Origin of the sequence: Flavobacterium sp. (assembly GCF_036759525.1) — a bacterium.
Taxonomy (GTDB): Bacteria; Bacteroidota; Bacteroidia; order Flavobacteriales; family Flavobacteriaceae; genus Flavobacterium.
This window is the reverse complement of the sequence record NZ_DAIOUN010000001.1, coordinates 66041-80812: the sequence shown is the minus strand read 5'-3', so window position 1 is coordinate 80812 and position 14772 is coordinate 66041. Positions and strand designations below refer to the sequence as shown.

General features: G+C 37.1%; 8 protein-coding genes. 6 read left to right on the top strand and 2 right to left on the bottom strand.

Features of this window, described 5'->3' with window-relative positions:
• The first annotated feature begins 23 nt into the window (after positions 1 to 23).
• From V7M80_RS00330 to pbpC, 4 genes are all read left to right on the top strand, one after another.
• Positions 24 to 467 carry a nucleoside deaminase gene (locus V7M80_RS00330; RefSeq protein ID WP_333693203.1) on the top strand — a complete coding sequence of 148 codons (444 nt, stop codon included), beginning with the start codon at positions 24 to 26 and terminating at the stop codon, positions 465 to 467.
• 120 nt (positions 468 to 587) lie between these two features.
• The gene (locus V7M80_RS00325) at positions 588 to 6083 is read left to right on the top strand and encodes an alpha-2-macroglobulin family protein (RefSeq protein WP_333693202.1); all 5496 of its coding nucleotides are present in this window, start codon (positions 588 to 590) and stop codon (positions 6081 to 6083) included.
• A gap of 633 nt (positions 6084 to 6716) precedes the next feature.
• The gene (locus V7M80_RS00320; RefSeq protein WP_333693201.1) at positions 6717 to 8396 is read left to right on the top strand and encodes a S41 family peptidase; all 1680 of its coding nucleotides are present in this window, start codon (positions 6717 to 6719) and stop codon (positions 8394 to 8396) included.
• Positions 8397 to 8512: 116 nt separating this feature from the next.
• Positions 8513 to 10879, top strand: a complete 2367-nt coding sequence (gene pbpC / locus V7M80_RS00315; protein ID WP_333693199.1) for a penicillin-binding protein 1C — start codon at positions 8513 to 8515, stop codon at positions 10877 to 10879.
• A 36-nt stretch (positions 10880 to 10915) separates the two neighbouring features.
• On the opposite strand, the gene V7M80_RS00310 is transcribed toward pbpC, so the two are convergent.
• Both V7M80_RS00310 and V7M80_RS00305 read right to left on the bottom strand, forming a co-directional pair.
• Complete coding sequence (locus tag V7M80_RS00310; protein ID WP_333693197.1) at positions 10916 to 12460, bottom strand: ribonuclease E/G; 1545 nt, start codon at positions 12458 to 12460, stop codon at positions 10916 to 10918.
• Between the two features lie 337 nt (positions 12461 to 12797).
• Positions 12798 to 13136, bottom strand: coding sequence for an HU family DNA-binding protein (locus V7M80_RS00305; RefSeq protein ID WP_333693195.1), 339 nt, complete (start codon positions 13134 to 13136; stop codon positions 12798 to 12800).
• 88 nt (positions 13137 to 13224) lie between these two features.
• Between V7M80_RS00305 and mutY the strand changes: the two genes are divergently transcribed.
• Together mutY and V7M80_RS00295 are read left to right on the top strand one after the other, a co-directional pair.
• Entirely contained in the window at positions 13225 to 14262 is a 1038-nt protein-coding gene (mutY, locus tag V7M80_RS00300; protein ID WP_333693193.1) for an A/G-specific adenine glycosylase, read from the top strand.
• A gap of 49 nt (positions 14263 to 14311) precedes the next feature.
• The gene (locus V7M80_RS00295) at positions 14312 to 14764 is read left to right on the top strand and encodes a single-stranded DNA-binding protein (protein WP_333693191.1); all 453 of its coding nucleotides are present in this window, start codon (positions 14312 to 14314) and stop codon (positions 14762 to 14764) included.
• Positions 14765 to 14772 lie beyond the last annotated feature (8 nt).

Here is a 14772-nt window from a genome sequence, read left to right as displayed (position 1 = left end):
ATTGAAATTGTATTTTTGTTTCTATGGAAAATCCTTTCAACGACACTTATTTCATGAAAAAAGCTTTGCAAGAAGCTGAAACCGCATTTGAAAAAGGTGAAATTCCGGTTGGTGCCGTGATAGTGGTGGATGATAAAATCATTGCTCGAACGCATAATTTAACCGAATTGCTACACGATGTGACGGCTCATGCCGAAATGCAAGCCATTACGTCTGCAGCCAATTTCTTAGGCGGAAAATATTTAAAAGGATGCACGCTTTACGTAACTTTAGAACCGTGTCAAATGTGTGCCGGTGCATTGTATTGGAGTCAGATTTCTAAAATCGTTTTTGGAGCCCGAGATGAACAACGCGGTTTTATGACAATGGGTACCCAACTTCACCCGAAAACAGAAGTGGTTTCAGGGGTTTTAGCTAATGAAGCCTCCGATTTAATGCTCCGTTTTTTTGCCTCCAAACGGAAATAATTTAATCCAAAAATTCTTCTTAAAAATAATTAACTTTAACACAATATTTGGAATACTTTTTGTGTTATCGTCAATAAGTACCCACACCATTTTCGTTCCATTTTTTAATCTTTTTGAACAATGTCAATCAAACGTTTGATGCAACTTTTTGTTGCGGTTGTTGTGCTACACTCTTGTGGCAAAAAAGTTTCTACCGAAGAATTCAATTCTGATTTTTCGAAGTACGAGAACTATATTCTCAGTTTTAGTTCCGGATTACAATCAGCTCATTCGGATATCCGAGTGACGTTAGCGTTTGACAAAACAGAATGGCAACCAAATCAGGAAATTGATGCGGGTTTATTTGAGATTTCTCCCAGTATAAAAGGAAAAATGGTAGCATTGTCCTCCAACACTATTGCTTTTGTACCCGAAAAACCGTTGGAACAAGACACCGAATATCGTATTATTTTCAAATTAGCCAAACTTATCAAAACGGAAAAAGGATTGGAAGAATTTAAGTTTTCTGTTAAAACAGTCAAACAAGATTTTACAGTGAACCTTTTGGATTTGCAATCCTACAGCCGAGAGTTGAATTATTTAAACGGAACGATTCAAACCAGTGACTGGCTTGATTTTGAGACGGTCACCAAATTAGTAGAAGCCACTCAAAACGGTAATAAATTAAAAATTAAATTCGATAAAGCACTTAGCACAAAAACCGAATTCAAATTTATCATTGATAGCATTCAGCGTAAGGTTGAAGACAGTAAAATTACTATTTCATGGAACGGAAAATCATTCAACATCGACCAAAAAGGAAGTGTGGAGTATGATATTCCCGGCAAAAACAATTTCAAAATTGTAGGGATGGAAGTAGGCGATGAAGACAACCAATCGTTGTTCATTAATTTTTCTGACCCGATAAAAAAAGGTCAAGATTTACTAGGTTTGGTTGCGGTTGAAACGGCTCAAACATCCAAATTCATCATCGAAGGGAATTTGCTTAAAGTCTTTTTTAGCGAACCTCTCAAAGGCGATTTGTTGGTAGAAGTTTTTCAGGGAATTTCCAGTGACGAAGGCTATAAAATGAAAGAAACCCATTCCCAACGTGTGGCGTTCAACGAAATGAAACCCAATATTCGATTTGTGAAAAACGGAACCATTTTACCGAGTTCCAACAATTTAAAAATCAATTTCGAATCGGCCAACTTGAAAGCGGTGGATGTTAAAGTGTATAAAATTTACAAAAACAACATTCTTCAATTTTTACAAGATAATAATTTGAACGGCAAGCGAAACCTACGAAAAGTAGCTTCACCTGTAGCCAAACAAACCATCAATTTATTGGACAAAAAATTACCCAATTATAGTAAATGGAACACATTTGCCATCGATTTATCCAAAATTATCACCCCCGAACCCGGTGCGATTTATCGCGTGGAAATGTCGTTCAAAAAAAGTTATTCTTTGTACAGTTGTAGTAATTCGGTAACTGAATCCGAACAAGAAAATGAGGAAGACAGCGATGAAGTGCGTTCCAACGACGAGGATTACTACGACTATTATTGGTATGATGATTACGATTGGTACGATAGCAAAGATCCTTGTGAATTGGATTACTACCGTCGTGGACCAATTGGGATGAATGTATTGGCTTCCGATCTGGGAGTCATTGCCAAACGTGGTGAAAATGGTTCGTATACTTTTGCGGTGACAAATATTGTCAACACGCAAGCTATTAGCGGAGCTACGGTTGAATTGTATGATTTTCAACAACAAAAATTAGCTTCCGGAACCACCAATGCGGAAGGAATAACCGCTTTTCAAGTGGGAAAATATGCTTTTTTTGCCATTGTTTCCAAGGATAAACAAACCACTTACGTGAAATTAGACGAAGGGTATTCGCTTTCGGTAAGTAATTTTGATGTATCCGGTGAAAAATTACAAAAAGGACTCAAAGGCTATATTTACGGCGAAAGAGGGGTTTGGCGTCCCGGCGATACGTTATTTTTAGGATTCATGCTTAATGATGCCGCCAGTAAATTGGACAAATCACATCCGATCAAATTCAAATTGAATGATCCAACCGGAAAGTTGACTTTTCAATCCGTTCAAAAATACAATCCACTCAATCATTACAAATTTATCATTCCTACTCGTGATTCGCATCCTACCGGAAGTTGGGAGGCGGTAATCAGTGTGGGAGGAGCTCGATTTTACAAAAACATCAAGATTGAAACCATTAAACCCAATCGTTTAAAAATCAAAAACAAATTTGATTCCGAGATTTTATCTACTTCCAAGATCAATACCAGTCAAGTAGAAGTAGCTTGGTTGCATGGTGCCGTTGCCAAAGATTTAAAAATGGAAATGCAAGCTAAAATCATGCAACAAAAAACCACGTTCAAAGGATTTGCTAATTACAATTTTGATGATCCGATTCGTCAATTTGAAACGGAAGAAACCAATATTTTCAGCGGAAAAGTAAATGCAGAAGGAAAAGCAACCGTTAGTTTTCAACCGAAAGTAAGCACTGAATCACCCGGAATGTTGAAAGCCAGTTTGATGACCAAAGTTTATGAAAACGGGGGCGATTTCAGTACCGATGTAATGGTGGCCACACTTTCGCCATATCAAACCTATATTGGTTTAAAAACACCTGAACCAAACCGTTACGGCTTGTTAGAAACCGGAAAAATGAACCGTTATGATATTGTAACTGTGGATGAAAAAGGAAATCCAAAAGCAGTGCAAAATTTAAAAGTACAAGTGTATAAAGTAGAATGGCGTTGGTGGTGGGATGCGAGTTATGATAATCTTTCCAGTTATGTTTCCTCCAATTCAACAACAGCGTTCAAGAATTTTACTGTTAACACGAATGCCAATGGCAAAGCCAGCATACAATTCAAAAACGAAGAAAATGAATGGGGTCGTTATTTAATTCGAGTAACGGATGAAGAAGGCGGACACGCCACCGGTTCTACCGTAATGATTGATTGGCCGTATTGGTCCGGAAAAACTAGAAATACCGATTCGTCTAACGCTTCGATGTTGCTATTTTCTACGGATAAAAAGAATTATTCTGTTGGCGAAAAAGCTAAAATTTCCTTTCCATCGAGTGCCGGAGGAAGAGCGTTAATTTCGTTAGAAAATGGTTCGCGTGTCGTAAAAACACTTTGGGCCAACACCCAAAAAGGTGAAACCAATGTTGAAATTCCAATCACCGGCGACATGGCTCCGAATGTGTTTGTGCATATTACCTTATTGCAACCCCACGCGTCCACTTTGAATGATTCACCAATTCGTTTGTATGGAATTGTACCGATAGAAGTGATTGATAAAAACACCATTCTTGAACCTCAAATCAGTATGCCGGAAGTCTTGAAACCGGAGAGTAAAACCAACATCCGCGTAAGCGAAAAATCAGGAAAAGCCATGACCTATACTTTGGCGATTGTAGATGATGGTTTGTTGGATTTAACCCGTTTTAAAACGCCAAATGCGTGGAACAGTTTCTATACTCGTGAAGCCTTAGGCGTAAAAACCTGGGATATTTTTGATGACGTAATTGGAGCGTATGGTGAAAGAATTAACCAAGTTTTCAGCATTGGTGGTGACGAAGATTTAGGGGGAAGCAAAGCCAAAAAAGCCAATCGTTTTAAACCGGTGGTTATGTATTTTGGCCCATTCAAGTTGGAAAAAGGACAAAGTAAAACACATCAAATCAAGTTGCCCAATTATGTGGGTTCGGTTCGTACCATGGTGGTGGCCGGTGATGTAAATTCAAGTGCGTACGGTGCAGCTGAAAAAACCACTCCGGTCAGAAAACCATTGATGGTGTTGGCTTCGTTGCCAAGAAAAATTTCACCTTCCGAAAAAGTAACGCTTCCGGTAACGCTTTTTGCCATGGAATCGAAAGTAAAAAATGTTTCGGTACAAATCAAAACCAATAACGGTGTGCGTGTCATTGGAAGCAGTTCACAAAGCTTGACTTTCGCTCAACCGGATGAAAAAATGGTGTACTTCAATTTGGAAGTTGGCAGTGCCACCGGATTGGCAAAAGTTCAAATCATTGCCACATCCGGTAATGAAAAAGCAACGTATGAAGTTGAATTGGACATCACCAATCCAAACCCGATTACAAATGAGTTTACCGATGTAGTTTTAGAACCCAATAGCTCTAAAACCATTGCTGTTTCTACCTTTGGTGTCGCCGGAAGCAACAAAGCTCAATTGGAAGTTTCGTCTTTCCCAACCATTGATTTTAGCAGAAGATTACAGTATCTGATTCAGTATCCACACGGTTGTTTGGAGCAAACCACGTCGAGTGTGTTTCCGCAATTGTATTTGTCCGATATTTTCGATTTAGACCAAAACCGTAAAACTGAAATTCAGAAAAACATCAAAATCGGCATTCAAAAATTAGGCGGTTTCCAAATATCAAATGGTGGATTCTCGTATTGGAACGGACAAAATTATGCCGACGATTGGAGTTCGTCCTACGTGGGACATTTCTTGATTGAAGCCGAGAAAAAAGGCTATGTATTGCCACTGAATTTCAAAGCCAAATGGATAGGATTCCAACAAAAAACAGCCAAAGAATGGCGATTTGCCAAAAACGGAAACGATTTTGCTCAAGCCTATCGCTTATATACGTTGGCTTTGGCCGGCTCACCCGATATGGCTTCGATGAACCGTTTGCGAGAAACCACAGGAATTTCCAACGAAAGTAAATTGCGTTTGGCGGCTGCGTATGCGTTGGCGGGACAAAAACAAGCGGCTCAAAGTGTGTTTAACCAAAGCAAAATTGACGATTCCAAACCAAATTATTATTATTACGGTTCGTCCGACCGCAACAGAGCAATGGCATTGGAAACCTTGATTTTGTTGGGCGATAAGCAACGTGCGTTCAAAATGGCGACTGATTTAGCTAAAAATATGGCTTCCGACCAGTGGATGAGCACGCAAACCACGGCATATAGTTTGTATGCCATGTCTAAATTTGCCCAACAAAACGGTGGAAAAGGGGTAGCGATTACTTACTCCGTTAATGGAAAACCGGAGAGCATTAAAACCGCAAAATCGTTGGCCAATCGAAACTTAGCAATCAAAACCGGAAGCAATTCCATTACGCTCAAAAACACCAAATCCAACACCTTGTATGTGCGGGTGCTCACGAGTGGTATTTTGCCGATTGGGCAGGAAAAAGCCATGCAAAGCAAGTTGTTTACCAATTTGATTTTCAAAAACCGAAGCGGAGCCCCGGTGAACGTAACCAAAATTGCTCAAGGCACCGAGTTTATTGCCGAAATCACCATCCGAAACCAAACCAATGAACGAGTAGAAAACGTGGCATTGACCCAAATTTTACCGTCAGGATTTGAAATTGTAAACACCCGTTTCACCGATTTTGGCAGTTTTGGCAACAACGTAGCCGACCATATCGACATTCGCGACGACCGCACCAATTTCTATTTTGGCCTCAAAGCCAACGAGTCCAGAACGTTCCGAGTGCTCTTGAATGCGTCGTACTTGGGTCGTTACTATTTACCGGGCATGCAAGCCGAAGCGATGTATGATAACACGTATGCGGCACGAACCTTGGGGCAGTGGGTGGAAGTGGTGAAGGATTAAAGCGAAATTTAAAGTACTAATAAAAAAATATAATTATGTTATGAAGTTTGGTTTATCAGTTTTTTTAATTGTTTTAGGAACATTTATATTTATCATTACATTTATCGATGGCAGAAAACGTAAAGCAGAATTAACAACATCATATGTAATGCATTTAAAAGGCTATTTTGGAGGCTTAATATTATTTATAATCGGGTTGATTATCCTTTTAAAGTTAGTTAATTTTTAGTTTATTTTTAAATCAAGTTTTTTTAGATTATTAAGAGTTTGATCATTTGTACAGTTATGTCATTCCGATTTTCCTCCTCGTTGTGTCATTCCGACGCAGGAGGAATCTCATAAAGAATTTTATATGAAGCTAATCCTGCTTTCCGCTGCAAGTCCTCGCCCTGAACCCGGTTTTTTTAGGCGGTTTGCTGGAGCTTCTATGGTCGCTCAGCCTCCCACCAAAAAACGCGGTTCACGTCTGTGGGCTTTTCGCTGCAATCAGGGCTATGGGGTTTTGTCAAATAATCGTTTCAAAAGAAACATTTAACAGAAAAGTAAGATAGTTAGAATCCAAGAAATCCTATTTTTATTTATTAATGAAGCTATGAGGGTCTTTATTGTCATTTAATTCGTGTATCTTTTTTTATGAAAAAACATTTTTTATTTCTAATTATTTTTACAAGTTCTATTCTTAACTCACAAACGAAATTAACAGACATACAAAAATTCAAACAAGTAGGATTAGTTTGGGGATTAATGAAATATCATCATCCGGATGTTAGCAAGGGAAAATACGATTGGGGTGGTATTTTTTTAGAGCTTATGGAAAGTTCCGAAAAAATTGAATCACAAGAAAAAATAAATGTTTTTTTATTGGACTTCGTTAGAAAGTACAATTCTAAAAGCACTAGTTTTAAAGAAAGAAAGATTGATAATTCAAAACTTTTTTTAAAAAACCAAGATTATGATTGGATTGATAGTGCAGTATTTGGCGTTGAATTAACAAGTGAGCTGAATAAATTGAAAATCAACGGAAATATAGGTAATTTTTATGCAAAAGTAAGTAAGCTCACTAGAATGGTTTCCTTTGAAAATGAGAAAGGAATTAAAGATTTCGATTTAAACAACAAACACCATCGATTGTTGACTTTATTTAGTTTTTGGAATGCGATGCAATATTGGAATCTAAATAAATATTTGACCGATGAAAAGTGGTTTGATGTTTTGGATGGTGCTATCAACAATTTTTCAAATGCAAACTCAAAAGTAACGTATGAGATTGCAAAATTGAAGATTGTTGCAAAATTAAATGATTCTCATTCCATGGGTTTCTCTAGTGAAGTTAGGGATTCATTGTTTAAATTTTATGCAAGTTTCAATGTGAAGATAGTGAATGATTCTGCTGTTGTAAATCGTTTTGTAAACAAGAAACTAGCCGAAGAGAACGGAATTGAACTTGGAGATGTTATTGTGAAAATCAAAAATCAAAAAATTTCAACCTATATCACTTCTACTTTTGCAAGTTTGATATCAGCTTCAAATTCAAATGCACTTAATGTAGGCTTGTCATACAGTTTAATATTATGTAATAATGTAGATTCCATTAATGTTGATATAATAAAAAAGAATGGTGAAGTGGTCAACAAGTATATTAAGTTATATGAAAAGTTTGACTTCGATGCCAAAACAGACAAAACGGATATTAAGGACAATTTTTATTTTGTTAAGCCAAAAATTGGGTATTTAAATTTAGGGAAAATGACAAAAAAGGATGTAAAAAATGCTTTTAAACAGTTCTCCTCTACAAAAGGATTGATTGTAGATTTGAGAAAATATCCAAAAAACCTTACTGCATCTGATATTACTAAACATCTATTGTCAATAAGAAAAGAGTTTATAAAGGTTAGTTTACCTATAAATGCTTATCCATCTGTTTGTGAATATGATGCTGAAGCTCCCTTACGATTCATAAGTGATCCTTTTAAGGCGGCTGCTAGTGCTAAGAAGTATTATAAAGGGAAAGTAATTTTATTGGTTGATAGAAATACGGCAAGTAGAGGTGAATTTATTGGAATGGCAATACAGCAATCACCCAATTGTATTACTATAGGCGAACAAACTAGTGGGGCTCCAACTAATATTACCCTTTTTACTTTGCCTGATGGTTCTGAAGAGGCATTTACTGGATATGGTGGTTTTTATCCCAATGGCCAAAGTGTTCAACGAAATGGACTCAAATTAGATTATAGAATAATAGAGAACGCTATTAATTATGATTCAAATATGTACATAAATGAAGCTGTTAAAATAATTGAACTTGATTAATAAAAGAGTATATGTACAAAGTTTTCAATAAGTATATTTTAGAACACTCTCTGAAGTCAGAGACATAGGAGTTTACCTTTTTAACAAGATGAATAATAAAAATTAGTTTTAATTCCGTGTTCAAAACCTTCCTCCATAAAGCCAAAACCAAAATCCTCCAACATAAAATTAAATTCATTTTGATTTTAGTGTTGTTGCTTGGTTATTATTTTTGTTTGCCACGAACGCTTTTTAACGAACCGTATTCCACCGTGATTGAAAGCAAAGAAGGTAATTTATTAGGAGCCAAAATCGCTCGTGATGGACAGTGGCGGTTTCCGGCAGCGGATAGTGTGCCGGAGAAATTTCAACAGTGCATCATCGCTTTTGAAGATCAACATTTTTATTATCATCCGGGTTTTAATCCCATTTCTATGTGGAATGCATTTCGGCAAAACCGCAAAGCCAATCGCGTGGTTCGTGGCGGAAGTACGTTAACCCAACAAGTCATTCGCCTTTCCCGAAAAGGGCAAACCCGAACGTATTTTGAAAAAATTATCGAAGTGGTTTTGGCAACACGTTTAGAACTGCGTCATTCTAAAAAAGAAATCTTAAAATTGTATGCGGCTCACGCTCCGTTTGGCAGTAATGTGGTGGGTTTGGAAATGGCTTCGTGGCGGTATTTTGGTGTGCAGTCGCATCAGTTATCGTGGGCAGAAACAGCTACGTTAGCCGTTTTACCAAATGCTCCAAGCTTAATTTATCCCGGGAAAAACCAACAACGGTTACTTGAAAAACGCAATCGGTTGTTGGAAAAATTATATGAAAATAAAGTGTTGGACCAACTTTCGTATGAAATGGCTTTGCAAGAACCGTTACCTCAAAAACCGTTTGATTTACCGCAAATGGCTCCGCATTTATTACAAAAAACAGCCAAAAAGCAAGAAGGTCAAAAAGTAAAAACTACTATTGATTTTGCTTTGCAAGAACGCTTAAATCAAATTGCTCAAAATTATTATTACCAATACAAACAAAATGAAGTCTATAACTTAGCCATTTTGGTGGTGGATGTCGAAACCCGTAATATTGTGGGTTATGTGGGTAATGCTCCCACCGACAAAAACCATCAAAAAGATGTAGATGTTATTTCGGCACCGCGAAGTTCTGGAAGTATTTTGAAACCGTTGCTTTTTGCAGGAATGTTAGACGAAGGCGAATTGTTACCTAATACCTTAGTTCCCGATATTCCGACACAAATTTCGGGCTACACTCCGCAAAATTTTAACTTGACGTATGATGGAGCGGTTCCGGCAAGAAGGGCTTTGTCACGTTCGTTGAATATTCCGTCGGTGTTGATGTTGCAGGATTTTGGCGTATATCGGTTTTATGACCAACTGCAACAATACGGTTTTACCACCATGAAACGGCATCCGAATCATTACGGGTTGTCGCTCATTTTAGGTGGAGCCGAAACCAGTTTGTGGGATTTGTGTAAAACGTATGCCGGACTAACCGGAACATTAAATCACTACCCAAAAAACAATTTTCAATACCGTAAAAATGAATTTTCGGAGTTGAATTATGATTTGGATAAAAAAGTGGATTTCGGAAAATTATCCTATCAAAAAAATATCGTAGGAGCCGGTTCCATTTATTTAACCTATGAAGCCATGAAAGAAGTCAACCGTCCCGAAGGTGATGAAGCCTGGCGATTTTACGATTCGTCATTACCAATCGCTTGGAAAACCGGTACGAGTTTTGGGAATCGGGATGCGTGGGCGGTTGGAACGAGTAAAAAATATGTTGTTGGAATTTGGGTTGGTAACGCCACCGGAGAAGGTCGTCCGTTGCTCACAGGTGTAAGTCATGCCGCTCCGATTTTGTTTGACGTATTTAATTTATTGCCCAGAAGCAATTGGTTTGAAAAGCCATTAAACAACATGAAACAAGCCGATGTTTGTGCTAAAAGTGGTTATTTAGCCAATGAAAATTGTCCGAAAAGCAAGCAATGGATTCCGGTCACGGCTAAACAAACGGAACAATGTGCGTATCACAAAGTAGTCCATTTAGACAAAACGGAACAATTTCGGGTAAACAGCAGTTGCGAAAATGTCGACGAAATGGTTGCTAAATCCTGGTTTGTGTTGCCTCCGGTAATGGAATGGTATTACAAAAGTAAAAACATGGATTATTGGGTGTTGCCCCCTTTTCGTTCGGATTGTGAAGACAACCAAACGCCTTTTATGGATTTTATTTATCCGAAGGCAGATAGCAAATTATACTTAACCAAAAATTTTGACAGCGAAGTACAACCGATTATTTTAAAAGTAGCTCATTCGCAACCCAACATCAAATTGTATTGGTATGTGAACCATACCTATTTAGGCATCACACAAAACTTTCACGATATGCCGTTGAAAGCGACTTCAGGAATTCATTATATCACTGTGGTGGATGAAAATGGGGGAGAGATTAAGCGGAAAGTGGAATTGGTGGTTGAGTAAAAAAAAACGCCCGTTTAAAAAAACGAGCGTTTGATTTTATTCTTTTATAACATTTCCTTCTTTGTCAAAGAAATGATATTCTAAAAACGTGTAAGCATCACGAGGTATAATTTTCACCCATTTTTTATGTTCAAAAAACCATTTTGAACGTAATGATGGAAAACCTTTGGTTAGGTATGCGGCCACAAAAGGATGGGCATTGAGCACCAAATTTTTGTGATTTTTTAATCTTTCAACATCGAGATTGATTTTATCGATAACTTGGATAGGAGCATCAATTTCTCCGGTTCCGTTGTTAGGATCTTCTTCTCTTGTTTTGATATTTACTTCCGGTCTTACACGTTGTCTGGTAATTTGGATTAAACCAAATTTACTAGGCGGTAAGATTTTGTGTTTGGCTTTGTCGTCACTCATTTCCTCTCTTAAGAAATCAAAAAGTACTTTTCGGTTTTCTGGGTTTTGCATGTCAATAAAATCAACAACAATAATACCACCCATATCACGTAAACGCAATTGTCTGGCTACTTCAGCAGCGGCAATTAGGTTTACTTCCAATGCCGTTTCCTCTTGATTTTGTGCTTTATTGGAACGGTTTCCGCTATTCACATCAATAACGTGAAGAGCTTCGGTGTGTTCTATAATCAGATAGGCACCTTTACTCATGGATACGGTTTTACCAAAAGAGGTTTTAATTTGTCTCTCTATGTGGTATTTTTCGAAAATGGGTAATTCTCTGGATTGGTACAATTTGACGATATTTGCCTTGGAAGGAGCAATTTCTTCGATTGACTCTTTGGTTTGTTCAAACAACTCTTCATCATCTATGTAAATTCCGGTAAAGGAATCGTTAAAGATATCCCTAAGTATTGACGAAGTTCGATTCACTTCGCTGAGTACTTTGGAAGGATGATGAGCCGTTGGTAATTTTTTACACATGCCAGTCCATCTGCTAAGCAGGTTCTGCATGTCTTGGTCTAGTTCGGCTATTTTTTTGCCTTCTGCTACTGTACGAACAATAACACCAAATCCTTTAGGTTTGATAGATTGTACTAATTTTTTTAAGCGGTCTTTTTCTTGTTTGGATTCTATTTTTTGAGAAACAGAAACGCGGTCAGAGAAAGGCACTAAAACAATATATCTTCCGGCTAGAGAAAGCTCAGAGCTTATTCTGGGACCTTTAGTAGATATAGGTTCTTTAACGATTTGTACTAAAACCGATTGATTGGCACTTAACACATCAGTGATTGTGCCATCTTTATCGATTTCTTTATCAAACTGAAAGTTTTTAAGGGAGAAATCTTTTAGTTTACCTGTGCTTACAAGTTTGGTGAATTTCAGCAAAGAGGGAAGATTGGGTCCTAAGTCGTGGTAGTGTAAAAAGGCGTCTTTTTCAAAGCCTAAATGCACAAAAGCCGCATTAAGTCCCGGTACCGGTTTTCTGATTTTAGCGATAAAAATATCACCTACTTGAAAACCGCTCTTTTGTTCTTCTTCTTTGTGTAATTCGATTAGTTTTCCATCTTTTAATAAGGCAAAATCTACAGCATCAGAACTTGACCTAATGATCAATTCTTTATTCACGGTGTAAATTTTTATCCGAACAATTTAGTTGTCGGTTGTCGGTTGTCGGTTGTTGGTAAAACCATCAACGAGCAACTGTTAACCAATCAACCTTACGTTAGGATGGATTAAACAATATTTTAAACAGGTATTTTTTTGTACCCGGTGAAACAGCAATTGTTTTTAGCTGTTTCATTTCAAAGAACTTTTTGTAAAAGAAAAAAGTAGTTTACACTACTTTTTCTTTTTGTGACGGTTAGCTCTCGCTCTTTTTTTACGTTTGTGAGTCGCTACCTTATGTCTTTTTCTCTTTTTTCCACTTGGCATAGTGTGATCTTTTTGGTATTAATAAATAAGTTTAAACTGTCACTTCAGTATTAGCTTTCACACCTTCTACAAATACTTTTGCAGGTTTGAATGCCGGGATGTTGTGAGCAGGAATTTTAATGGTTGTGTTTTTTGAAATGTTTCTTCCGGTTTTTTCGGCTCTAGTTTTGATGATAAAACTACCGAAACCTCTTAAATAAACGTTGTCTCCAGTTTCTAAAGAATTTTTAACCTCATCCATAAAAGATTCAATGGTCGCTTGGACGTCTCCTTTTTCAAGACCTAATTTTTCTGAAATCTTTGCTACGATATCTGCTTTCGTCATTTTCTTTCGTATTAAATATTTATGTGTAAAATTTTGAGAGTGCAAATATACAAATTAAAAAAACAATTATTCAAGCATAATTGATTAAAATTTAATAACATAAAGATATACTTTTGTAAACCAATTTTAAAACATGACATTTTCTAATCGTCTTATATCTTGGTATTTAGAAAATCGGAGAGATTTACCTTGGCGAAACACAACAGATCCTTATGCTATTTGGCTCTCTGAAATTATTCTGCAACAAACGCGAGTAGTGCAAGGTTTGCCTTATTTTGAAGCATTTATTTCGGAGTTTCCTACCGTTTTTGATTTGGCTCAAGCTCAAGAAGAACAGGTTTTAAAACTTTGGCAAGGCTTGGGTTATTATTCCAGAGCACGCAATTTACATCAAACAGCACAACAAGTTGTTGCTCAATTTGAAGGACAATTTCCAAAAACTTATCAGGAATTGATTGCGTTAAAGGGTGTTGGTCCTTACACAGCCGCAGCTGTAGCATCTTTTAGTTCTAATGAAGCTGTTCCGGTTGTAGATGGGAATGTTTACAGAGTGCTTTCTCGTTATTTCGGATTGGAAACAGATATTGCTTCTGCTAAAGCCCGTAAAGAGTTTACCCATCTTGCTCAAGAAGTTATGGACAAACAAAGGCCATCCGATTTTAATCAGGCTATAATGGAGTTTGGAGCTTTGCAATGTGTGCCTAAAAGTCCTAATTGCTCGGATTGTATTTTTAATGATTCGTGTTGGGCTTTCCAGAACGATAAAGTGGCACTCTTACCTGTAAAATCTCAAAAAGTAAAAATTACAAACCGTTATTTTAATTATTTGGTTGTATTTGATTCCGAAGACGCTACCCTCATTCAAAAACGAACTCAAAAAGGGATTTGGCATAATTTATACGAGTTTCCTCTAATTGAATCAGAGAAAGAATTGAATGAAAATGAAATAAAAGAACGTGTTGCAACACAATTTTCCGAATTTCAACCCCTCCTTTTTTTGGTAGCTTATGAAAACCAAAGCAGACTCCATAAACTTTCACATCAACACTTGTATATCCGTTTTTGGCGGTTGGAAATTTCGGGCAAACTCAGTTCTGGAATTTCAAAAAAGGAGGCAATTAAAAAGCCTTTTCCGGCAGTTGTTTTTAATTTTATTGAAAACTATTTTTAAACTCTTATTATATTTGTAACTTTGATACTATTCAAAACAACTAAATACTATGAATGGAACTTTAAACAAAGTGATGCTTATTGGTCACTTAGGAGATGATGTGAAAATGCATTATTTCGAGGGTGGTAACTGTATAGGTAGATTCCCTTTGGCTACAAATGAGGTGTATATTAACAAAACAACGAATGAAAAAATTACGTCTACAGAATGGCATAACTTAGTGGTGCGTAACAAGGCCGCAGAGATTTGCGAAAAGTTTTTGTCCAAAGGTGATAAAATATATGTAGAAGGTAGAATTAAGTCCAGACAATGGCAAGCCGAGGATGGACAAACTAAATATACAACCGAAATTCAAGTTACTGAGTTTACATTTTTAACAACCAAAAAAGAAACCGAACTCAACAGACAAAATATTCCAAACATGCCAGATTCGAATAAAGGAAATTCTTTTGAGAACACGCAAGGCGGAAGCGGTTCAGATCACGGAGATTTGCCGTTTTAATGTTTAAC